Source organism: Achromobacter sp. MYb9 (assembly GCF_002975275.1).
Taxonomy (GTDB): domain Bacteria; phylum Pseudomonadota; class Gammaproteobacteria; order Burkholderiales; family Burkholderiaceae_B; genus Achromobacter.
On record NZ_PCOQ01000001.1, the window covers coordinates 790,425 to 810,562 of the forward strand.

20 protein-coding genes are annotated in these 20,138 nt (G+C 67.5%); 11 read left to right on the forward strand and 9 right to left on the reverse strand.

All coding sequences use genetic code 11. The features are described from left to right. The first annotated feature begins 2 nt into the window (after positions 1-2). Positions 3-968, forward strand: a complete 966-nt coding sequence (gene miaA / locus CQ050_RS03590; protein ID WP_199196720.1) for a tRNA (adenosine(37)-N6)-dimethylallyltransferase MiaA — start codon at positions 3-5, stop codon at positions 966-968. An 11-nt stretch (positions 969-979) separates the two neighbouring features. Here the strand turns inward: miaA and purM are convergent, their stop codons facing one another. Then, complete coding sequence (gene purM / locus CQ050_RS03595; protein ID WP_105555424.1) at positions 980-2,029, reverse strand: phosphoribosylformylglycinamidine cyclo-ligase; 1,050 nt, start codon at positions 2,027-2,029, stop codon at positions 980-982. 344 nt (positions 2,030-2,373) lie between these two features. Between purM and hda the strand changes: the two genes are divergently transcribed. From hda to CQ050_RS03615, 4 genes are read left to right on the forward strand one after another with little or no spacing between them, the layout of a single operon-like run. Continuing rightward, the gene (gene hda, locus CQ050_RS03600; protein ID WP_105555425.1) at positions 2,374-3,075 is read left to right on the forward strand and encodes a DnaA regulatory inactivator Hda; all 702 of its coding nucleotides are present in this window, start codon (positions 2,374-2,376) and stop codon (positions 3,073-3,075) included. Then, positions 3,072-3,770 carry an HAD family phosphatase gene (locus CQ050_RS03605; protein WP_105555426.1) on the forward strand — a complete coding sequence of 233 codons (699 nt, stop codon included), beginning with the start codon at positions 3,072-3,074 and terminating at the stop codon, positions 3,768-3,770. The genes hda and CQ050_RS03605 overlap by 4 nt, the downstream gene beginning before the upstream one ends. Further along, positions 3,771-5,165, forward strand: coding sequence for a polynucleotide adenylyltransferase PcnB (gene pcnB, locus CQ050_RS03610; RefSeq protein WP_105555427.1), 1,395 nt, complete (start codon positions 3,771-3,773; stop codon positions 5,163-5,165). It begins immediately after the preceding gene. 4 nt (positions 5,166-5,169) lie between these two features. Continuing rightward, positions 5,170-5,658, forward strand: a complete 489-nt coding sequence (locus CQ050_RS03615) for a 2-amino-4-hydroxy-6-hydroxymethyldihydropteridine diphosphokinase (RefSeq protein ID WP_105555428.1) — start codon at positions 5,170-5,172, stop codon at positions 5,656-5,658. Positions 5,659-5,715: 57 nt separating this feature from the next. On the opposite strand, the gene CQ050_RS03620 is transcribed toward CQ050_RS03615, so the two are convergent. From CQ050_RS03620 to CQ050_RS03635, 4 genes are read right to left on the reverse strand one after another with little or no spacing between them, the layout of a single operon-like run. Then, positions 5,716-6,615: a sugar kinase gene (locus CQ050_RS03620; protein ID WP_105555429.1), complete on the reverse strand. Its 900-nt coding sequence runs from the start codon at positions 6,613-6,615 to the stop codon at positions 5,716-5,718. Between the two features lie 52 nt (positions 6,616-6,667). Next, the gene (locus CQ050_RS03625; RefSeq protein ID WP_105555430.1) at positions 6,668-7,498 is read right to left on the reverse strand and encodes a CoA ester lyase; all 831 of its coding nucleotides are present in this window, start codon (positions 7,496-7,498) and stop codon (positions 6,668-6,670) included. Continuing rightward, entirely contained in the window at positions 7,495-8,688 is a 1,194-nt protein-coding gene (locus CQ050_RS03630) for a CaiB/BaiF CoA-transferase family protein (RefSeq protein ID WP_105555431.1), read from the reverse strand. The genes CQ050_RS03625 and CQ050_RS03630 overlap by 4 nt, the downstream gene beginning before the upstream one ends. Continuing rightward, a complete protein-coding gene (locus CQ050_RS03635; RefSeq protein ID WP_105555432.1) occupies positions 8,685-9,515 on the reverse strand; it encodes a MaoC family dehydratase N-terminal domain-containing protein in 831 nt (276 codons plus the stop codon). Before CQ050_RS03635 ends, CQ050_RS03630 begins: the two co-directional genes overlap by 4 nt. A gap of 149 nt (positions 9,516-9,664) precedes the next feature. Between CQ050_RS03635 and CQ050_RS03640 the strand changes: the two genes are divergently transcribed. Further along, positions 9,665-10,558, forward strand: a complete 894-nt coding sequence (locus CQ050_RS03640; protein WP_105555433.1) for a LysR family transcriptional regulator — start codon at positions 9,665-9,667, stop codon at positions 10,556-10,558. A gap of 24 nt (positions 10,559-10,582) precedes the next feature. Here CQ050_RS03640 and paaG read toward each other — a convergent pair whose 3' ends face one another. From paaG to CQ050_RS03655, 3 genes are read right to left on the reverse strand one after another with little or no spacing between them, the layout of a single operon-like run. After that, positions 10,583-11,407 (reverse strand): 2-(1,2-epoxy-1,2-dihydrophenyl)acetyl-CoA isomerase PaaG, encoded by an 825-nt coding sequence (gene paaG / locus CQ050_RS03645; RefSeq protein WP_105555434.1) that lies wholly within the window; start codon positions 11,405-11,407, stop codon positions 10,583-10,585. Next, positions 11,404-12,516, reverse strand: a complete 1,113-nt coding sequence (locus CQ050_RS03650) for an acyl-CoA dehydrogenase family protein (protein WP_105555435.1) — start codon at positions 12,514-12,516, stop codon at positions 11,404-11,406. Before CQ050_RS03650 ends, paaG begins: the two co-directional genes overlap by 4 nt. Positions 12,517-12,549: 33 nt before the next feature. Next, the gene (locus tag CQ050_RS03655; protein ID WP_105555436.1) at positions 12,550-13,740 is read right to left on the reverse strand and encodes an acyl-CoA dehydrogenase family protein; all 1,191 of its coding nucleotides are present in this window, start codon (positions 13,738-13,740) and stop codon (positions 12,550-12,552) included. Positions 13,741-13,940: 200 nt separating this feature from the next. Here CQ050_RS03655 and CQ050_RS03660 point away from each other — a divergent pair, with 200 nt between their 5' ends. Genes CQ050_RS03660 through CQ050_RS03680 form a run of 5 tightly spaced genes read left to right on the forward strand, consistent with a single transcriptional unit; the run spans position 13,941 to position 19,065 of the window. Continuing rightward, positions 13,941-14,345 (forward strand): Zn-ribbon domain-containing OB-fold protein, encoded by a 405-nt coding sequence (locus tag CQ050_RS03660; protein ID WP_105555437.1) that lies wholly within the window; start codon positions 13,941-13,943, stop codon positions 14,343-14,345. Then, positions 14,342-15,514 carry a thiolase gene (locus CQ050_RS03665; protein WP_105555438.1) on the forward strand — a complete coding sequence of 391 codons (1,173 nt, stop codon included), beginning with the start codon at positions 14,342-14,344 and terminating at the stop codon, positions 15,512-15,514. Before CQ050_RS03660 ends, CQ050_RS03665 begins: the two co-directional genes overlap by 4 nt. Positions 15,515-15,531: 17 nt before the next feature. Beyond that, positions 15,532-17,052, forward strand: coding sequence for a class I adenylate-forming enzyme family protein (locus CQ050_RS03670; RefSeq protein ID WP_105555439.1), 1,521 nt, complete (start codon positions 15,532-15,534; stop codon positions 17,050-17,052). 57 nt (positions 17,053-17,109) lie between these two features. Beyond that, positions 17,110-18,084: a tripartite tricarboxylate transporter substrate binding protein gene (locus tag CQ050_RS03675; RefSeq protein WP_105555440.1), complete on the forward strand. Its 975-nt coding sequence runs from the start codon at positions 17,110-17,112 to the stop codon at positions 18,082-18,084. Positions 18,085-18,102: 18 nt separating this feature from the next. Beyond that, a complete protein-coding gene (locus CQ050_RS03680; protein ID WP_105555441.1) occupies positions 18,103-19,065 on the forward strand; it encodes a nitronate monooxygenase family protein in 963 nt (320 codons plus the stop codon). 49 nt (positions 19,066-19,114) lie between these two features. On the opposite strand, the gene CQ050_RS03685 is transcribed toward CQ050_RS03680, so the two are convergent. After that, the gene (locus CQ050_RS03685; protein ID WP_105555442.1) at positions 19,115-20,110 is read right to left on the reverse strand and encodes a tripartite tricarboxylate transporter substrate binding protein; all 996 of its coding nucleotides are present in this window, start codon (positions 20,108-20,110) and stop codon (positions 19,115-19,117) included. Between the last annotated feature and the right edge of the window lie 28 nt (positions 20,111-20,138).

Genomic DNA, 20,138 nt, shown 5'->3' on the forward strand with positions numbered 1-20,138 from the left:
GCTTGTCGTCTTCCGCCCCCCCCGATACGCCGCTGGTCATCTGCCTGGCCGGCCCCACCGCGGCCGGCAAAAGCGCCTCTACGCTGGCGCTGGCCGAACGCTGGCCAATGGAGATCGTCAACGTCGATTCCGCCACGATCTACCGCGGCATGGACATCGGCACGGCCAAGCCGTCGCGGGACGAACAGGCCCGCGTGCCGCAGCACCTGCTGGATATCCTGGACCCGGCGCAGTCGTACTCGGCCGCCGAATTCCGCGCCGACGCGCTGCGCCTGATCGGCGAGATCCGCGCGCGCGGACGCATTCCGCTGCTGGCCGGCGGCACCATGATGTATTACAAGGCCCTGCGCGACGGGCTGGACGACCTGCCGCAGGCCGACCCCGCCTTGCGCGCCGAACTCGAAGCCCGCGCGGCCCGGCTAGGCTGGCCTGCCCTGCACGCCGAGCTTGCAGTGCTGGACCCCGTGACGGCCGCCCGCCTGGCGCCCAACGACAGCCAGCGCATCCAGCGTGCGCTGGAAATCTGCCAGTTATCGGGCCAGCCCATGTCGGCGCTGCTGCAACGCGGGCAGCGCAAACCGGACGACGACGCCAACCAGTACCTGACCATCAGCCTGGAACCCTCCGACCGCGCCGCCCTGCATGCGCGCATCGAACAACGCTTTGACGCGATGGTGGCCCAGGGCTTGCTGGACGAGGTCCGTGGCTTGCGCGCGCGGCCCGACCTGCATCCCGGCCTGCCGTCCGTCCGCTGCGTGGGCTACCGGCAAATGTGGGCGCACCTGGACGGCGACATCGACCTGGCCACCGCCCGCGAACAGGGCATCGCGGCCACGCGCCAGCTGGCCAAGCGTCAGATCACGTGGCTGCGGGCGCAACCCGAACGCGTCATCGTGGACTGCCTGGCCGCCGACGCCGTCCCGCAGACGATCGACGCGGTGGCCATGGCGCTAGCCAAAAAGCCTTAGGCCGCAGACGCTTACACCACGAAGGTTTGCGCCATGCCTTCCGTCTGTTCGACGATTTCGCCGATGTTGTTGACGGTTTCGCCCTGCTCACGCAGGGTCGCGGCGATGGCGTCGGCCTGGGCCGCGTCCACCACCAGCACCATGCCGATGCCGCAGTTGAAAACACGGTGCATCTCGGTGTCTTCCACGCCGCCCTGCTCTTGCAGCCACTGGAACAGCTTGGGCATTTCCCAGCCGTCGCGATGCAGCTTGGCCGACAGGCCGGGCTGAAGGATGCGCGGCACGTTGTCCAGCAGGCCGCCACCGGTGATGTGGGCCAGGCCCTTGATGCTGGTGCCGTGCTTGGCCAACGCGGCCAACACTTGCTTGACGTAGATGCGCGTGGGCGCCATCACGACGTCGACCAGCGGCTGGCCGTGGAAGTCGTCGGTGGGCTTGGCGTCGGCGCGTTCGATGATCTTGCGCACCAGCGAAAAACCGTTGGAATGCACGCCGCTGGAGGCCAGGCCCAGCACCACGTCGCCCGGCTTGATCGACTTGCCGTCGATGATCGCGGACTTTTCCACCGCGCCCACCGCGAAACCGGCCAGGTCGTATTCGCCGTCCGGGTACATGCCCGGCATTTCAGCGGTTTCACCGCCGATCAGCGCGCAGCCCGACAATTCGCAGCCCTTGGCAATGCCGCCCACCACCGACGCCGCCGTGTCCACCGAAAGCTTGCCGCAGGCAAAGTAATCCAGGAAGAACAGGGGCTCGGCGCCCTGCACCAGGATGTCGTTGACGCTCATGGCGACCAGGTCGATACCCACGGTGTCGTGGCGGTTCCACTCGAACGCCAGGCGCAGCTTGGTGCCCACGCCGTCGGTGCCCGACACCAGCACGGGCTCGTTGTACTTCTTCGGCACTTCGAACAGCGCGCCAAAGCCGCCGATACCGGCCAGCACCCCGGGGCGCATCGTGCGCGCAGCGAGGGGTTTGATACGGTCGACCAGGGCGTCGCCTGCGTCGATGTCGACACCGGCATCGCGGTAGGTCAAGGGGGCTTTAGGTTGATTCGTCATGAGAAATGCCGTGGGGTATGTAACAATTGCTGGGAATTTGGTGGAACGCCCTGCATTTTACGATGTTGCGGGCCTGAGCAGGGTTCATGCCGACCGGGCGCTGGGATCGCGGCGTGAGCCGGCCGGGCCGGCTGACGGGCAAAAATGGCGCAAACCCAAGCCTGGCAAAGCGCTTCGGCGCGACACTATCTACCCAGGTGGTTTAAAGTGTTGGGTTGGCCGGTATGGATTTTGCCAGTTTCTGGCGGGTTAATCTTGCGCCGGCCCTTTGTATCACCGTTTTTTGGCTTTTCCGGCAACACCGGCATGTCCTCGCGACGCTGCAAGCCTGATCGATAACTCTCATGAACCGCCAGCTGCTGCTCGACGTTCTTCCCGCGCCAGCGCCATCGCTGAACAACTATATCGCCGGCCCCAACGGGGAAGCGCTGGCAGCCGTGCGCGCGCTCAATCCGGGCCGGGCGCTGTATATCTGGGGCGCCGCGGGCTGCGGCCGCACCCATCTGCTGCGCGCGCTGACCGCGCGCCCCGATGCCGTGTTTGTCGATCCGGCCAAGGGCGAGATGATGCTGCGCCGCCTGGCCGAAGCGGATTCCAAATCGCCCATGCCGAAGTTCGTGGCGGTGGACGACGTGCACCGCATGGACGACAGCCGCCAGGCGGCCTTGTTTGCGCTGTACAACCGCTGGCGCGAATCCGCGGCCACGGGCCGCGCGTTTGCGCTGGCCCTGGCCGGCGACCGCGCGCCGCTGTCGATGCCGCTGCGCGAAGACCTGCGCACCCGTCTGGGCTGGGACCTCGTGTTCCGCCTGGACCCGCTGTCGGACGCCGACAAGCTGGCCGCGCTTTCCGCCCAGGCGGCCGAACGCGGCATGCACCTGGCGCCCGAGATCATCAACTGGATGTTGATCCACCACGAGCGCGACATCCGCAAACTGGCCGCGCTGCTCGACGCGCTGGACCGCTATTCCCTGGCCACCGGCCGCCCCATCACCCTGCCCCTGCTGCGGGCCATGCTCGCAGACCCTGATTCGCAACGCACATGACCACCCGACGTCTCGCCCTGTTCGACCTGGATCACACCCTGCTGCCGCTGGATAGCGACTACCAATGGGCCGACTATCTGGCACGCACGGGCCGCGCGGGAGACCCCGACATCGCCCGCCGTCAGAACGACGACCTGATGGACCGCTACAACCGCGGCGAACTCACCGCCGAACAGGCCGCCGAGTTCATGCTGGGCCTGCTGGCGGCGCATTCGCCATACGACCTGGCGGACTGGCATGAGGATTTCATGCGCGAAGTGATCCGCCCGTCCATCACCGCCGACGCGCGCGGTCTGGTGCAAGCCCACCTGGACGCCGGCGACCTGTGCGCCATCGTCACAGCCACCAACAGCTTCGTCACCGCTCCCATCGCCCGCGCCTTCGGCGTGCCACATCTGGTGGCCACCGATGCCGAATACTTGCGCGGCCGCTACACCGGCCGCATTCTGGGCACGCCCAGCTTCAAGGAAGGCAAAGTGGTGCGCGTGAACGATTGGCTGTCCAATATGGGGCTAGGGCTTGCGGATTTCCCCGAATCGTTTTTCTATAGCGATTCAGTCAATGATGTACCGCTGCTCGAAAAGGTGACCCGTCCGATCGCCGCCAACCCCAGCCCGACCCTGCGCAATATCGCCCAGGAACGCGGCTGGCAAGTGATCGACTTATTCGACCACATGGAAGATTCGAAGTCCTAAATGATCACTGAAACCATAAAAAAATTCGTCGGCCGCTTGTTCGCGCCGGCACCCCGGGGGCCGTTGCGCATCACGCGCGACAAACACGGCATTGACCGCCGTAACGTTTCGCGCCATGCCATCAAGGTCTGCGAAGTCCTGCGCCAGCACGGTTATGAAGGCTATATCGTCGGCGGCGCCGTGCGTGACCTGATCGTGGGCCTGGAGCCCAAGGACTTCGACGTGGCCACCAACGCCACGCCCGAGCAGATCCGCCCGCTGTTCCGCCGCGCCCGCATCATCGGCCGCCGTTTCCAGCTGGTGCACGTGGTGTTCGGCCAGGAGATCATCGAAACCTCGACCTTCCGCGCTCCGGCCTCGGAAGAACAAGAGACCGACGAGCACGGCCGCATCCTGCGCGACAACGTGTTCGGCTCGCAGGAAGAAGACGCCAAACGGCGCGACTTCACGATGAACGCGCTGTACTACGACCCGCACAACGAGGAAGTCATCGACTACCACAATGGCGTGGCCGACTTGAAGAAGCGCCAGGTCCGCATCATCGGCGACCCGGTCAAGCGCTACCGCGAAGATCCGGTGCGCATGCTGCGCGCGGTGCGTTTCGCCGCCAAGCTCAATGGCACGATCGACCCGGCGACGCGCCAGCCGATCAGCACCATGGCCGAGCTCATCGAAAACGTGCCAGCTTCGCGCCTGTTCGACGAAATGCTCAAGCTGCTGACGTGCGGCCACGCCATGGACTGCCTGCGCCAACTGCGCGCCGACGGGCTGCATAACGGCCTGTTGCCGTTGCTGGACGTGGTGCTGGAACAGCCCGGTGGCGAACACTTCGTGGAACTGGCGCTGGAACGCACCGACGCGCGCGTGCGCGCCGGCAAGACCATCAGCCCCAGCTTCCTGTTTGCCGCGTTGCTGTGGCAGCAGGTCGATGTGCGCTGGAAGCAACTGCGCGCCCAAGGCGAACACACCATCCCGGCGTTGTCGCAAGCGGCCGATTCCGTGCTGGACGAGCAGACCGAGAAGTTGGCCATCCAGCGCCGCTTCTCGTCCGACATGCGCGAAATCTGGTTCATGCAGCCGCGTTTTGAACGCCGCATGGGCAAGACCATCTTCCGCATGATCGAACAACCGCGCTTCCGCGCCGCGTGCGACTTCCTGCAGCTGCGCGCCGCCGCCGGCGAGTTCGACAGCGTGCTGGCGCAGTGGTGGATGGACCTGGCCAACGCCGACGACGTCTTGCGCGCCGACATGATCGAAGAAGTCTCGCGCCTGCCGCGCGAAGCCGGTGACGGTGGTGGCGGTGGCGGCTTCGGTGCTCCGCCCGCGTCATCGTCCCCGCGCAAGCGTCGCCGTCCGCGCCGCTCGGCGCCACGCGGCCCGGCCAGCGCCGAATAACGGAATGTCGTCCGCCATCGTCCGCGCCTATATCGGCCTGGGCGCCAACCTTGGCGACAGCGCGGCCACCCTGCGCCGCGTGCTGGCCGAATTGCAGGCGACCGACGGCATCACCGCGGTGACGGCGTCACCGTTCTACCGCAGTGCGCCGGTGGACGCCACCGGCCCTGATTTCGTGAACGCCGTGGCGGCATTGGACACGCGCCTGCCGCCGCTGGCCTTGCTGGACGCCCTGCAAGCGCTGGAAAATAGCCACGGCCGCCAGCGTCCCTACAAGAACGCCCCGCGCACGCTGGACCTGGACCTGCTGACATATGGCGACACGCAGCAGAACCATGAACGCCTGATCCTGCCGCACCCCCGGATGCACTTGCGCGCCTTCGTGCTGCTGCCGCTGCGCGATCTGGCGCCGGACATGTGGGTGGAAGGCAAGCCGATCGGAGAATGGATCGACGCGATCCAGGACCAGGCGATCGAACGGCTTGTTCAATAGCGCCACGCAGGCCATCTTCACGCGGCCTTGGCCGCAAGCCCCTGCCCTGCCTTTCGTTCAGCCCGCCTTGGCGGCGAACGCCATCATGGCCCGCTCCACGTCTTCCACTTTCGGCAGCCCGGCTTCATTGCCCAGGTGCTGGATCTTGTGCGCGGACGCCGCGCGCGCGAACGTGAAGTGTTCCGCCCAGGGTTGCTCCGGGCGGTTCAGGTAAGACCACACATAGGCGCCGTGGAACACGTCGCCCGCCCCCGAGGTATCAACGATGCGGTTGCCCGGCACGTCCAGTGACGGCAGGACGTCGACACGGCCGGTCTCGTCGTACCAGAGCATGCCGCGTTCGCCCATGGTCACGGCGCCAATGCGGCAACCGCGCGCCTTGAGCAAGTCCAGCAGACCTTCCGGCGTCAGGCCCAGCTGTTCGCACATGCGCTCTGCGCAGACGGCGATGTCGATGTGGCGCAAGAGCTCGTCGGTGTTCTCGCGCACGCCGCCGCCGTCCAGCGACGTCAGCACGCCTGCCTGCCGGCATGCCCGCGCATAGTGCAGCGCGGCGTCGGGCTGATGCCCATCCAGATGCAGCGCGCGATAGCCGCTGATGTCCAGGCGGGGAAAATCGTTCAGGTAGTCCACGTCGCGGGCGCGCACGATGGCGCGCTTGCCGTGGTTGGGCATGATGAAGGACAAGGAAGAGCGGCGCACATGGCGCCCGTGCAGCGTCACGCCATGTGCCGCGGCCATGTCCGTGTACATGTGCCCCAGCCAGTCGGGCGCCAGCGAGCAGACCAGGTCGGGGGGCGACCCCAGCCGCGCGCAAGCGAACGCCGCCGTGACGGCGTTGCCGCCGAAGGACACCGCGTAGTCCCGCGCCACGCTTTTTTCGTCGCCCGTGGGCCATTCGTCGGCCAGCACGGTGACGTCGATATAGGTGTGTCCGATGAAGAGCGCATCGCTCATGCCGCAGCCTGTGAAAAAAGAGGGAAACCCGAGGATAGGCGATCTTCCCCGGCTACGCGCCGTGCTCGCCGGCTTGCGCCAGCACCAGCCGCGCGCGCGCGATGACGGGCGCGTCGACCATCTTGCCATCCAGCATGAAGGTGCCCGCCGCCGTTTCGCGATGGGCGGCGACCACGCGGCGCGCCCACTCCAGCTCTTCTTGCGCCGGCACGAACGCCGCGTGGATCACCGGCACCTGCGTGGGATGGATGCACAGCATGCCGCCGAACCCCATCTGCTGCGCGCGGCCCGCCGCGTGCGCCAAGCCGGCCTGATCCTGCACGCCGGGGAATACGCCATCGAGCGCGGGCGCGAGCCCGGCAGAACGGGTATGCAGCAACACCTGCACCCGTGCGTGGTCCAGCACGGTTTCCGCGCCGGGCGTGTCGGGGGTAAGGCCCATGTCCAACCCGTAATCCAGGCTGCCGAAGGCCAGCCGCGCCACGCCGGGGGTGGCCGCGACCTCGGCCGCGTTCAGCAGGCCGCGGGCGGTTTCCAGGATGGGGATGACGGGCAGGCCGGTCTGCGCCACGTGCCGGACCTGCGCCAGGCTTTCGGCCTTGGGCAGCAGGATCCCGGCCACGCCGGGGTGACCCCGGCAGGCTTTCAGGTCGTCGTCGTGCCAGGACGTGGACGCGTCGTTGATGCGCACCCACAGGCGCGCCTGGCGATGCGTCCCCAGGAAGTCACACAGCGCTTCGCGGGCAGACGCCTTGGCCAGATGCTCGACGGCGTCTTCCAGATCGACGATGACGGCGTCCGCGCCGGCGGCCAGCGCTTTGGGGATGCGCTCGGCGCGCGAAGCCGGCACGAACAGGGCGCTACGAACGACGGGATGCGTCACACGACCTCCGAGGCATGGAATTGCGCCACCTGATCCGGCGCGTATCCCAATGATGCTAGCACCGCATCCGTGTTTTGGCCCACCGAGGGCACCGCGGCCATGCGTGGCGCGAAAGCGTTGCTGCTGGCTGGCGGCAGCAGCGCCGGCAGCGTGCCGGCGGGGCTGTCGACCTGGCTCCAGCGGGCACGCGCCTGCAATTGCGGGTGCGCCCAGACGCCCGCCATGTCATTCACCCGCGCGTTGGCGATCTGGGCGTCTTCCAGCCGCTGCGTGACCTGCGCGACGGACAAATCGGAAAAGGCTGCCACGATCAGGTCGCGCAGGGCATCGCGGTTGGCGGTGCGCTGCGAATTCGACAGGAAGCGCGGGTCTTCGGCCAGATCGGCCTGGCGCAGCACCTGAGCGCAGAACACACGCCATTCGCGCTCGTTCTGCAGGCCCAGCATGATGGTGGAGCCGTCGCCCACGGGGAACGGCCCATAGGGGTAGATCGAGGCATGGGCGGCCCCCGCACGCACGGGCGGCGCGGCGCCTTCGAACGCGTAATACATGGGGAAGCCCATCCATTCGACCATGCTTTCCAGCATGGACACGTCCAGGCGGCTGCCCAATCCGGTTCGTTGGCGCAGCAGCAAGGCGTTCAGAATGGCCGAATAGGCGTACATGCCCGCCGCGATGTCGGCGATCGAGCACCCCGCCTTGACGGGATCGTCTTTCGTGCCCGTGACCGACAGGAAGCCGCTTTCGCTCTGGATCAGCAGGTCATAGGCCTTCTTGTCCTGGTAGGGGCCGCCTTCGCCGTAGCCCGAGATGTCGCACACGATCAGGCGCGGGTACTTCTTGTGCAGGGCGTCGAACGAGAGCCCCAGCCGCGCAGCCGCGCCGGGCGCCAGATTCTGCACCAGCACATCGGCCGATTCCAGCAGGCGGTCCATGATGCCGCCGGCTTCGTCGCGCTTCAGGTCCAGCGTCAGGCTCTCCTTGGAACGGTTGGTCCAGACGAAATGCGAGGACAGGCCGCGCACACGTTCGTCGTAGCCCCGGGCGAAGTCGCCGCTGCCAGGACGTTCGATCTTGATGACGCGCGCGCCCATGTCCGCCAGTTGGCGGGTGCAGAATGGCGCGGCGATGGCGTGTTCAAGGCTGACGACGGTGATGCCGTCCAAGGGGCGGGTGGCCTGCGTGCTCATTCGGTAAACCTCAGTTCAGCTTGGTGGGCCAGCGTGCCGTCCTGCTCGGCCCACAGCTGGGCCACGCCCGGCTCGGTCAAGCGGCCGGCCACCTGGAAGGGCGCGGGCGAAATCAACGGACGCAAGCCGCGGTACGACAAGTGCGCAAGACGGGCCTTGGGATGGGCGCGGGTAAAGGCGGCCACCATCTCGGTGGCGATCAGCGGGCCGTGCACCACCAGGCCGGGGTAGCCCTCGGTGCCCGTCACGTAGGGATGGTCGTAATGGATGCGGTGGCCGTTGAAGGTCACCGCGGAATAGCGGAACAGCAGCACGGAAGACGGATGGACCGTGTCGCGCCATTGCGCCTGAGGAGCGGGTTCGCTGCCCACGAGCTTTGGCGGCGAAGGCTGCCGGTAGACGATGTCCTGCTCTTCCTGGATGACGATCTGGCCCGCCTGATGGTATTCGTGGCGCACGGTCACGAACAGCAGCGCGCCGGTGCGGCCCGTTTTCTCCTTGACGTCGGCGACGGTCGACACGCGTTCAGCCGGAACGCCAACCTTCAACGGCTGGCGGAATTCCACCCGGCCGCCGGCCCACATGCGGTTGCGGTCCTGGGCCGGCGGCAGGAAACCGCCGCGCGACGGGTGCCCATCCGTCCCCAACCCGTCCATGCCCACCGTGCTGATGAAAAACGCCCATTGCCACAGGGGCGGCAGGGCCTCGCCCTGGGCCGGCGCCGCACCGCCCAGCGTGGCCGCGATGCGCGCGGCATGGCCGGGATCCATCGCGTCCGCCTTGCGTTCGCCGCTGCCGATCCAGCCTGCCGGATCTGTAGAAGTCATGCCGATATCCTTTGGTGGGGTTTTCTCAGCCTGAAGCATGCCCGCAAGCCGTCCTCAATGTGAATTCGTTTTTCCTCAAGGCGGGGTTTGCGGCGCCTGAATCGACGGCCCATGCCCAGCCCGGCGCCGCGCGCCGTAATATATGCCCCATGCACTTCGACCTTGCCGACCTACGCCTGTTCATCCACATCGCGGAATCCCCCAGCCTGACCCAGGCGGCCAAACGGGCGCACTTGTCCCTGGCCGCGGTCAGCGTGCGGATCAAAGCGCTGGAGAACCAGCTCAATACCCGATTGCTGTACCGCGACAGCCGCGGCGTGGAAATCACGCCCGCCGGCCAGAAGCTGCTGCAGCACGCCCGCGTCATCATGCGGCAGGTGGATCACCTGAAGCACGACTTCCAGGAGCAGTCCGACGGCGACGCCGGCCACATCCGGATCTTCGCCAACACCACGGCGGTCACCGAATTCATGCCGGACATCCTGGCGCAGTTCCTGTCGGGCCATCCGGGGGTAACGGTCGACCTGCAGGAACGCCTGACGCGCGACATCGTGCGGGGCGTGCTGGACGGCACCACCGACCTGGGCATCGTGGCCGGACCGGTGGACGCCCCCGAATTGCAGACGATCCACTTCAGCACCGACCGGCTGGTTTTGGTGGTGCCCAACGGCCACCCGTTGCAAGACCAGGAAAAGGTCAAGCTGGTGGACGCCGTGCGTTATCCGTTCATCACCATGCACGAGGGTTCCACGCTGGTCGCCTTCCTGCGCGACCAGCTGGAACGCGGCGGGCAGCGCCTGCCGCAACGCATCCAGCTCTATAGCTTCGATTCGATCTGCCGCATGGTGCAGGCCGGCGTCGGCATCGGCGTCATCCCCGACTCCGCCGCCCGCCGCTACGGCGCCGACACCAAGCTGCGCGTCGTAGAGCTGGACGAACCGTGGGTGGTGCGAGAGCGCAAACTGCTGGTGCGCGATATCGATGCCCTGCCCGGCTGCGCGCGAGAACTGATCGAACAGATCCAGGTGCCACGGGCGCCCTGACGCCCGCAGCGCCCGCCTGCGGCGTCACGTGCCGGTGAACGCCGGCGGCCGTTTTTCAGCGAAGGCTCGCATCCCTTCCAGGTAGTCGTCGGTGTAGCCAAGCTCGCGCTGGAAACGGCATTCCAGATCGAACTGCTGCGCCAGCGTGTTGCCGCTGGACGCATGCAGCGCCGCCTTGGTCGCGGCATAGGCCCGCGTGGGCCCCGCCGCCAAGGTCGCGGTGACGTCCGACACCGTGGCGGCCAGCGCGTCGTCGGGCACCACGCGCCAGATCAAGCCCCAGGATTCCGCCTGCCGGGCGCTGACCGCTTCGCCGAACAGCGCCGCCCCCATCGCGCGGGCCGACCCCACCAGCCGAGGCAGGAACCACGTGCCGCCGGCGTCGGGCAGCAAGCCGATCTTGCTGAAGGCCTGAATAAAGCGCGCCGACTCCACGGCGAACACCACGTCGCATGCCAGCACCAGGCTGGCGCCCGCGCCCGCCGCCACGCCGTTCATCACGCACACCACCGGCACGGGCAATGCACGCAAGCGCGTGATCAGCGGCCGGTAGCATTTCTCGAGCATCTGGCTCAGGTCGCGGCGCGATCCGTCGTCGGCGGGTTTGCGCTCGGAGAGGTCCTGGCCGGCGCAAAAGCCGCGGCCCGCCCCCGTGATGATCAGGCCACGCAGGCCCGGATCAGCCTCCATGGCGTCCAGCGCGCGCGCCAGCTCGGCGTGCATGACTTCGGTGAAGCTGTTCAGCCGGTCGGGGCGGTCAAGCGTGATGACGCCGACGCCGCGATCCAGCGTAAAGCGGATCTGGGTGTATTCGGCCCCTTGGGGCGGATGGAACGCGGTTGCGCTCATGCCAGTTCCTCCAGAACGGCCAGTTGCTCGGCCGTGTCGCCCAGCAGTTGGTCCACCACCGTCAGCCGTTTGAAATAGTCGCCTACATCCAGTTCGTCGGTCATGCCCATGCCGCCGTGCAATTGCACGGCCATCTGCGCCACCTGACGCCCGGCGCGCGCGGCTTCCAGCTTGGCCGACGCGATCATGCGGCGGCGCTGCGCGGCATCCGGCTCGGTCAAGGCCGCAACCGCCACATAGGCCATCGACAAGGCCAGTTCCTTGGCCACCAGCATCTCGGCCAGCCGATGCTGCAAGGCCTGGAACGACGCCAGCGGCTGCCCGAACTGCTTGCGCGTCTTCAGATAGTCGACCGTGATCTCCAGCAGGCGCTCCATGGCGCCCGCCGCATGCGCGCACAGCGCTGCCGTGCCCCATTGCAAGGCTTGCGCCAGCGCTGCGTCCGCGGCTGGCCCTTCGGCCAGCAAGGCATCGGCGGGCAAGCCCACCGCGTCCAGGTCCAGCCGGGCGCAGCGCGCCCCGTCCAACGTGGGCGTATCGGTCACCCGCACGCCGGCCGAGTCGGACGGCACCGCCAGCAGCACGGTCTGCCCGTCGGCGCCTTGCGCGCTGACCAGCCATGCCGTCGCCGCGGCGCCATGCCATACCAGGTGCTTGACGCCATCCAGGCGCCAGCCTTCGGCGGTCTTGGCGGCGCGGCAATGCTGCGGAAGAGTGTCGTAGCGGCGGCCGGGTTCCTGGTAGGCCACGCTGACGATGGCCTCGCCCGATGCGATGGCGGGCAGCCAGCGGCCGCGCAGGGCGTCGCCGCAGGCGTCCAGCAGCGCCGCGCCCATGACCGCGCTGGGAATGACCGGTTCGGACACCAGTCCGCGGCCCAGTTCCACATGCACCGGCAGCAGGCTGGCCGGCACTTCGCCGAATCCGCCGAAGTCCTGTGAAATGGTCAGGCCCAATACGCCCAGTTCGGCCAGCGCGCCCCAAGCCTTGGGGTCCAGCGTGCCGCTTGCCTGGCGGGTGCGGCGCTGGGGATACGTCCATGCCTGGTCGACCAGGCGGCGCAGGCTGTCGGCCAACATGCGCTGTTCTTCGGTGTAGATGAAATCCATGCGTGTCTTCCTGTCGGATTGCGCGGGGCGGGCCTACAGGCCCAGCACCAGCCGGGCGATGATGCCCTTCTGCACTTCGGTCGTGCCGCCGTAGATGGAGGTCTTGCGCATATCGGCGTAGCCCGCACCGGATGCGGCAGCCATCTCGGGGCCCGGACCATGGAAATCGGCACCGGCCTGGAGCCAGTCGGGGTCGTAGGGCCAGGCATCCGGCCCCGCCACTTCCATCTGCAGCATGGCGAGGTCCTGCTGGATCTCGGACCCGCGGATCTTCAGCACGGACGCCTCGGGCCCCGGCGTGCCGTCGTTGCTGGAGGCCACCCGCAACAGCAGCATTTCAAGCGCCATGATGTCGACTTCTATCCGCGAAATGCGGTCGCGGATGCGGCTGTCGGCCAGCAGCGGCTTGCCATGCGACTGCGCGCGCGCGGCCATCTGCTTCAAGATGCCCAGCTCGCGATGGCAGTGGCCCAGCCCGGCGATGCCGGTGCGCTCGTGACCCAGCAGATACTTGGCGTAGGTCCATCCCTGATTCTCTTCGCCCACCAGGTTGGATACCGGCACCCGCACGTTTTCCAGCCAGACTTCGTTCACGTCGTGGCCGCCATCGAGCGTGCGGATCGGGCGCACGGTCACGCCTGGGGTGCGCATGTCCAGCAGCAGCATCGAGATGCCGCGCTGCGCTCGCGCGTCGGGGTCCGTGCGCACCAGGCAGAACATCCAGTCGGCGTACTGGGCCAGGGTGGTCCAGGTTTTCTGGCCGTTGACGACATACTCGTCGCCATCGCGCACGGCGCGGGTCTTGAGCGAGGCCAGGTCGGAACCGGAACCCGGTTCGGAATAGCCCTGGCACCACCAATCCTCCACGCGCAGCATGCGCGGCAAGAGGCGCGCCTGTTGCTCGGCGCTGCCGTACTTCATCAGCACGGGACCAATCATGGACAAGCCGAAAGGCAGCAGCCGCGGGGCGCCCGCCTTGAAGCACTCCACTTCGAAGATCAGACGTTGCAAGGCGTTCCAGCCGGTGCCGCCGTGCTCGACGGGCCAATTGGGCGCGCCCCAGCCGTGGTCGGCCAGGATGTTGTGCCAGCGCACGTAGTCCTCGCGTTCCAGCCGCTGATGCCGCAGTACCTTGTCGCGGATATCGGCCGGCAGGTTGGCCGCGGCGAACGTGCGCACCTCGTCGCGGAATTGGCGCTCTTGCGGCGTCCAGGTCAGGTTCATGGTCTACCTCCTTTGCCCGGTATCTAGCCACGGCGCGGGCGGACCGGCAATCTGCCTATTCCGAAGACCGGCTTCGCGCAGGATGTAGGGCGGGCCCCCTCTACAGGCGCGCAAAAGGCCTGCTTCAGCAATGAAGAATGGCCGAACCCGACGCCAGTGCGGACACTAGCAGCCGTCATCTACCGGAGTCCCATCGCACCATGACTGTTCCCGATCACAAGGAAAGCGTGTCGCAGGGCGTCGAGGCGCAGTACCGCCAGGCGCTCGACGAGGGCCGTTTTCTTATCCAGCATTGCGCCGGTTGCGACCGCGCCGTGTTCTATCCCCGAATGATTTGTCCGCATTGCGGCGCGGACAAGCTGGCCTGGACCGAGCCCGACGGGCGCGGCACCGTTTATTCCTCCACCGTGGTGCGGCGCAAGCCCGAGGCGGGCGGCGACTACAACGTGGCGCTGATCGACCTGCAGGAAGGCGTCAGGCTGATGAGCCGCGTGGAAGGCGTGGCGCCTGCCGACGTGCATATCGGCATGGCGGTGCGCGCCCGCGTGGCGCAACAGGACGGCCACGGGCTCGTGGTTTTCGTACCCAACAAGGAGGCGCCATGACGCTGAACGATTTGCGCGGCGCCGTCGCGGTGGCGGGCGTGGGCCACGCCGGGCTTGGGCAGGCCGCGGGCTATACCGAAATGGAAATCCTGGTGCAGGCGGCGCAGCGCGCCGTGGCCGACGCCGGCCTGACGATGCGCGACATCGACGGCATCTGCACGGCCAGCGTCGCGGCGCCGATGTGGGCCATGCCGGTGATCGAACACCTGGGTATCCGCCCCACCTTCATCGACAGCACCATGCTGGGCGGCTCCAGCTTCGTGGCGCACCTGATGCCGGCGCTGCATGCGCTGGCCTCCGGCCAATGCAACGCAGTGCTGGTTTGCTACGGCAGCACGCAGCGCACGTCCACGCTGAGCCGTGCCGAAATCGGCCGGGTCCGCAAGCAGTTCGACCCCCAGCCCTACGAAACGCCATACGAGCCGTTGAGCCCGCTGTCGTCGTATGCGCTGGCGGCGGCGCGCCACATGCACCAGTACGGCACGCGTCGCGAACACCTGGCGCAAGTGGCGCTGGCGGCCAACCAATGGGCGCAGCTGAACCCCGAGGCGCAACTGCGCGAGCCGGCCACGCTGGACCAGATCTTGTCGGCCCGCATGGTGTCCGACCCCTTGAGCGTGCGCGACTGCTGCCTGGTCACGGACGGCGCGGGCGCCTACGTGCTGGTGCGGGCTGACCGGGCGCGCGACCTGCCGCGTCCGCCCGTCTACGTGCTGGGCAACGCCACGGCGGTGTGGAACCGGCAAATCTCGTCCATGGAAGACCTGACCGTGACGGCCGCGGCCGAATCCGGCAAGCGCGCCTTCGACATGGCCGGCGTCACGCCCAAAGACGTCGACGTGGTCGAGCTCTACGACGCCTTCACCATCAACACCTTGCTCTTCCTGGAAGACCTGGGCTTCTGCGCCAAGGGCGAAAGCAAGGACTTCATCGCGGACGGCGCCATCGCGCCAGGCGGCAGGCTGCCGGTGAACACCAATGGCGGCGGCTTGTGCTGCGTGCATCCCGGCATGTATGGCGTCTTCATCATGATTGAAGCCGTCCGGCAGTTGCGCGGCGAATGCGGCGCGCGCCAGGTTGCCGACGCGCAACTGGCGTTGGTGCATGGCAATGGCGGCACGCTGTCCAGCCAATCCACCGCAATCCTGGGCACCCAGGCCACCCTTTGACCTTCACGGCAACACCGATGTCCCAAGCAGAACCCATCACCCGCATCCACGAAGTCCTGGCGCTGCAAGCGCGCCAGCGGCCCGACGCCGTCTGCCTGCACGAAGAAGGCGGCGGCACGCTGACCTACGTCCAACTGTGGCAACGCGTGCAGGCCGTAGCGGGCTGGTTGCGCGAACAGGGCGTGCAACCCGGCCACCGGGTGCTGATGGTGGGGGAAAACTGCGCGGCGATGATCGCCGCGTTGTTCGGATGCGGCCTGGCGGGCGCCTGGCCGGTTGGGGTGAACGCCCGCTTGTCCGCCCGCGAGGTCGACAACATCCGACAGCATGCGCAGCCCGAGCTGATGCTCTACACCACGGGCATCTCGTCCGCGGCGGCCGCGCATGCCGCGGCCGCCTCCGCCACGGACGCGGACCCGGCCATCTGGGGTCCGGGCGTGCAGGCCTTGCGGGCGGCCGTTCCCACGCAGGCCGAGACCGGCGAACTGGCCGCGGAAGTCGCCACCGTGATTTACACGTCCGGCACCACCGGCGCGCCCAAGGGCGTGATGGTGCCCCATCGCGGGCTGCTGCACTTCGCGCGGGTGTCGGCGGCATCGCGCCGCCTGACACCGCACGACATCGGCTACGCGGCGCTGCCCATGTCGCACATATTCGGCATCGCCACGGTATTGATGGCCACCGTGCACGCCGGCGCCAGCCTGGTGCTGCGCAGCCGCTTCGATGCGGAAGACGCGTTCAAGGCGTTAGCCCATCCTGGCGTCAGCATCCTGCAGGGCGTGCCCACCATGTTCAGCCGGATGATGGCCGTGGCGCCGCCGCGCGCGGACCTGCGCGCCCCGGCGTTGCGTTACCTGTACACCGGCGGGGCCGCGCTGGACCCCACGCTCAAGCGCGATGCCGAACGCTACTTCGGCGTGTCGATGCACCATGGCTACGGCATCACGGAATATGCGGGATCGATGTTCATCACGCGCATCGACGCGCCGCGCGAAGACTGCTCGGCCGGCTACGCGGTGGACGGCGTCGAAATGCGCATCGGCAGCCCCGACGGCGGGACGCCTGCGCCTGGCGAGCGCGGCGACATCCTGATCCGCGGCCCTGGCGTCATGCTGGGCTACTACCGCAGCCCCGAACAAACGGCGCAAGCGCTTTTGCCCGGCGGCTGGCTCAACACGGGCGACATCGGCTATGTCGACCACAGCGGCGCGCTGTTCATCGCCGGCCGCTCCAAAGACCTGATCATCCGGTCCGGGTTCAACGTGTACCCCATCGAAGTCGAATCGGTGATCAACGCGTTCCCCGGCGTGCGGCTATCCGCCGTGGTGGGCCGCGACACGGCCGACCAGAATGAAGAAGTCATCGCCTTCGTCGAACCCGTGCCCGGCGCCACGATCGACACCAATTTGCTGATGCTGCACCTGCGCGCACAGCTGGCGCCCTACAAGCGGCCCGCACGAATCATCCCCATCGACACCATTCCCACGACCGTCAGCGGAAAAATCCTGAAGCAGCCGCTGAAAGAAAGGCTGGCGTAGGCGCGGACTCGCTGTTCCGCTCCACGACCCGCCGCTACTACACAAGGAGACAACAGCGTGAACATCAAGACTCTGTTCGCCGCGGCCATCGCCGTGGCGGCGCTTGCCACGGCGGCTTCCGCCCGTGCGGACGCCTACCCCGAACGCCCCATCCGCCTGTTGGTGGGCTACGCCCCTGGCGGCCCCGTGGACACCACGGCCCGCGTCTTCGCCAAGTACCTGGGCGACAAGCTGGGCCAGACCGTCGTGGTGGAGAACCGCGCCGGCGCCAGCGGCATGATCGCGTCCGACGCCACCGCCAAGGCCACGCCCGACGGCTACATGCTGGGCTTTGCCGCCAGCCCCACGTTGACCATGTCGCCGCTGGTCCAGCGCAGCACGCTGTTCGATCCGCGCCGCGATTTCTCGCTGATCGGGCTGGTGGTCGATTACGCCAACGTGCTGCTGATCGGCCCGCAGATCCCCGCCAAGAATGTCGGCGAACTCGTCGGCTACGCCCGCGCGCACCCGGACGCGGTGTCGTTCGGATCCGCCGGCATCGGGGCATCCAACCACCTGTCGGCCGAACTGCTGAAGAAGCAGGCCGACGCGTCGATGCTGCACGTGCCGTACCGTGGCAATTCGCCGGCGATGATGGATGTAATCAGCGGCAAGGTGACCTTCATGTTCGACATCACCAGCACCGCCATTCCCTTCATCAAGAGCGGCAAGGCGCGCGCGCTGGCCGTGACGTCCAGGACCCGCAATCCGGAACTGCCCGACGTACCCACGATGATGGAAGCCGGCATGAAGGACTACGAAGTCGTCGGCTGGTACGCGCTGGTCGGCCCCAAGAAACTGCCCGACGCCGTCTCGGCCCGCCTGACCCGCGCGCTTGACGAGGTCTCGAAGGATCCCGCCTTCCGCAAAGCCATGACCGAAGGCGGCTACACCATCAACGCCGGCGACTCGAAGGCGTTGCAGTCCCGTATCGACCGCGAGTACGCCTTGTGGTCGGACGTTATCCAAAGCGCCAACATCCAGGCCAACTGACCCCACCGGAGCTCCACGATGCATCCTCCGCTTGCGCTACACGCCCAGACCCGCCTGCCCATCATTGGCGCCCCCATGTTCCTGGTTTCCGGGCCGGAATTGGTGGTGGCGCAATGCGCGGCGGGGATCATCGGCACGTTCCCTTCCTTGAATGCGCGGCCGCAGGAGCAGCTGCACGACTGGATCACCCGCATCGAGGAAGGCCTGGCCGCCAGGCGCCAGGCCGACCCCGGCGCCCGCGTCGCGCCGTATGGCGTGAACCTGATCATCCATCCCAGCAATCCGCGCTGGCAGGGCGACCTGGCCATCTGCGCCGAACGGCGTGTGCCGCTCATCATCACGTCGCTGCATGCACCGGAAGCCGTGGTGAAAGCCGTGCATCCGTACGGCGGGCTGGTCTATCACGACGTCACCAATGTGCGCCACGCCAAGCGCGCGCTGGAGGCCGGCGTCGATGGCCTGATTCTGGTGGCCGCCGGCGCCGGTGGCCATGCGGGACAGATCAACCCCATCGCGCTGGTCAACGAGATCCGGGCGTTCTACGACGGCCCGCTGGCGCTGTCGGGCTGCATCAGCCACGGTAAGGACATTCTTGCAGCGCAGATCCTGGGCTGCGACTTCGCCTATATGGGCACGCGCTTCATCGCCACGCAAGAGTCGCTGGCAGGCGAGGCGTACCGCGAAATGGTGCTGCAGGCGCAAGCGGCCGATGTGACCTACACCCCGTATTTCTCGGGCGTGCCAGCCAACTACCTTTCCGCCAGCATCCAGGCGGCCGGGCTGGATCCCTTGACCCTGGCAAAGCACGGCGAGGCGCCGCCCGCCAACATGGACAAGAACACCCGGCCGAAAGCCTGGAAAGATGTCTGGAGCGCCGGCCAGGGCGTGGGCGCCGCGCAGGAAGTCCTGCCTATCGCCACGCTGGTGGATCAACTGGAAGCGGAATACCGCAGCGCCCGCGATGCCTTGATGGCTGCGTAAGAAAAACGGGCGGGCTCTCTACGAGCCCGCCCGCGTGGTCCGTGCCGCCCTATTCCAGCTTGATGTTCGCGGTCTTGATCAGGTCGCGCCACTTCACGATCTCGTGCTGCACGAACTCGCCGAATTGCTCCGGCGTGCCGGGCTTGGGCTCGGCGCCGGCGGCGATCATGCCCTTGGCCGTGGCGGGGTCCGACAGCACCTTCACCATATCGGCGTTCATGCGCTTCACGATGTCCGGCGGCGTGCCCTTGGGCGCCATCACGCCGCTCCACGAATACGCCTCGTAGCCCGGCAATCCGGATTCGGCGATGGTAGGCACATCCGGCAGCATGCTGGAACGCGTGGGGTTGCCCACGCCCAGCGCGCGCACCTTGCCTCCCTTCAGATGCGGCACGGCCGACGGACCATCCGCGAACATTACCTGCACCTGCCCGCCCAGCAAGTCCTGCATGGCGGGCGCGCTGCCGCGATACGGGATGTGCTGGATCCGCACGCCGGCCATCGCATTGAAGAGTTCGCCCGCCAGGTGCGTGCCGCCGCCCGTGCCCGACGAGCCGAACGAGAGCTTGCCGGGGTTCTCCTTGGCGTAGGCGATCAGTTCGCTGACCGTATTCACGGGCAACGACGCATTCACCACCAGCACGATGGGAAACACCGCCGCCATGCCGACCGGCACGAAGTCGCGCGTGATGTCGTAGCTGAGGTTGTCGCGCAAGCTGGGCAGCACCGCGTGGTGGATGGACGCGAAAAAGAAGTTGTAGCCATCGGGCTCGGCCTTGGCCGCGAATTGCGCGCCAACAATGCCGCCCGCGCCCGATTTGTTATCGACCACCGTCGGCACCGACCACAGCTGGCCTAGCGGCTGCGTCGTAAAGCGCGCGGTGGTATCCACCGGCCCTCCCGGCGGAAACGGCACGACGAAAGTCACGGCATGGCCCGGCCAGGTGGCGGCGCGGGCCGTGGCGGGGAATAAGGCGGGCACGACGGCGGCGGCGCACGCGGCGCCCAGCCCCGTGAGGACGCGGCGGCGTTGAAGATCGGTCACTGCAGTCTCCTGAGTCTTGGTGTTATTC

Coding starts and splice junctions, on each gene's coding strand:
- CQ050_RS03620 (WP_105555429.1), bottom strand. CDS start 6,615: ATGAGCGATGCGCTCTTCATCGGACACACCTATATCGACGTCACCGTG.
- CQ050_RS03605 (WP_105555426.1), top strand. CDS start 3,072: ATGACCACCCGACGTCTCGCCCTGTTCGACCTGGATCACACCCTGCTG.
- CQ050_RS03615 (WP_105555428.1), top strand. CDS start 5,170: ATGTCGTCCGCCATCGTCCGCGCCTATATCGGCCTGGGCGCCAACCTT.
- CQ050_RS03630 (WP_105555431.1), bottom strand. CDS start 8,688: ATGAGCACGCAGGCCACCCGCCCCTTGGACGGCATCACCGTCGTCAGC.
- paaG (WP_105555434.1), bottom strand. CDS start 11,407: ATGAGCGCAACCGCGTTCCATCCGCCCCAAGGGGCCGAATACACCCAG.
- CQ050_RS03640 (WP_105555433.1), top strand. CDS start 9,665: ATGCACTTCGACCTTGCCGACCTACGCCTGTTCATCCACATCGCGGAA.
- CQ050_RS03650 (WP_105555435.1), bottom strand. CDS start 12,516: ATGGATTTCATCTACACCGAAGAACAGCGCATGTTGGCCGACAGCCTG.
- CQ050_RS03655 (WP_105555436.1), bottom strand. CDS start 13,740: ATGAACCTGACCTGGACGCCGCAAGAGCGCCAATTCCGCGACGAGGTG.
- purM (WP_105555424.1), bottom strand. CDS start 2,029: ATGACGAATCAACCTAAAGCCCCCTTGACCTACCGCGATGCCGGTGTC.
- CQ050_RS03670 (WP_105555439.1), top strand. CDS start 15,532: ATGTCCCAAGCAGAACCCATCACCCGCATCCACGAAGTCCTGGCGCTG.
- CQ050_RS03680 (WP_105555441.1), top strand. CDS start 18,103: ATGCATCCTCCGCTTGCGCTACACGCCCAGACCCGCCTGCCCATCATT.
- CQ050_RS03660 (WP_105555437.1), top strand. CDS start 13,941: ATGACTGTTCCCGATCACAAGGAAAGCGTGTCGCAGGGCGTCGAGGCG.
- pcnB (WP_105555427.1), top strand. CDS start 3,771: ATGATCACTGAAACCATAAAAAAATTCGTCGGCCGCTTGTTCGCGCCG.
- hda (WP_105555425.1), top strand. CDS start 2,374: ATGAACCGCCAGCTGCTGCTCGACGTTCTTCCCGCGCCAGCGCCATCG.
- CQ050_RS03635 (WP_105555432.1), bottom strand. CDS start 9,515: ATGACTTCTACAGATCCGGCAGGCTGGATCGGCAGCGGCGAACGCAAG.
- CQ050_RS03665 (WP_105555438.1), top strand. CDS start 14,342: ATGACGCTGAACGATTTGCGCGGCGCCGTCGCGGTGGCGGGCGTGGGC.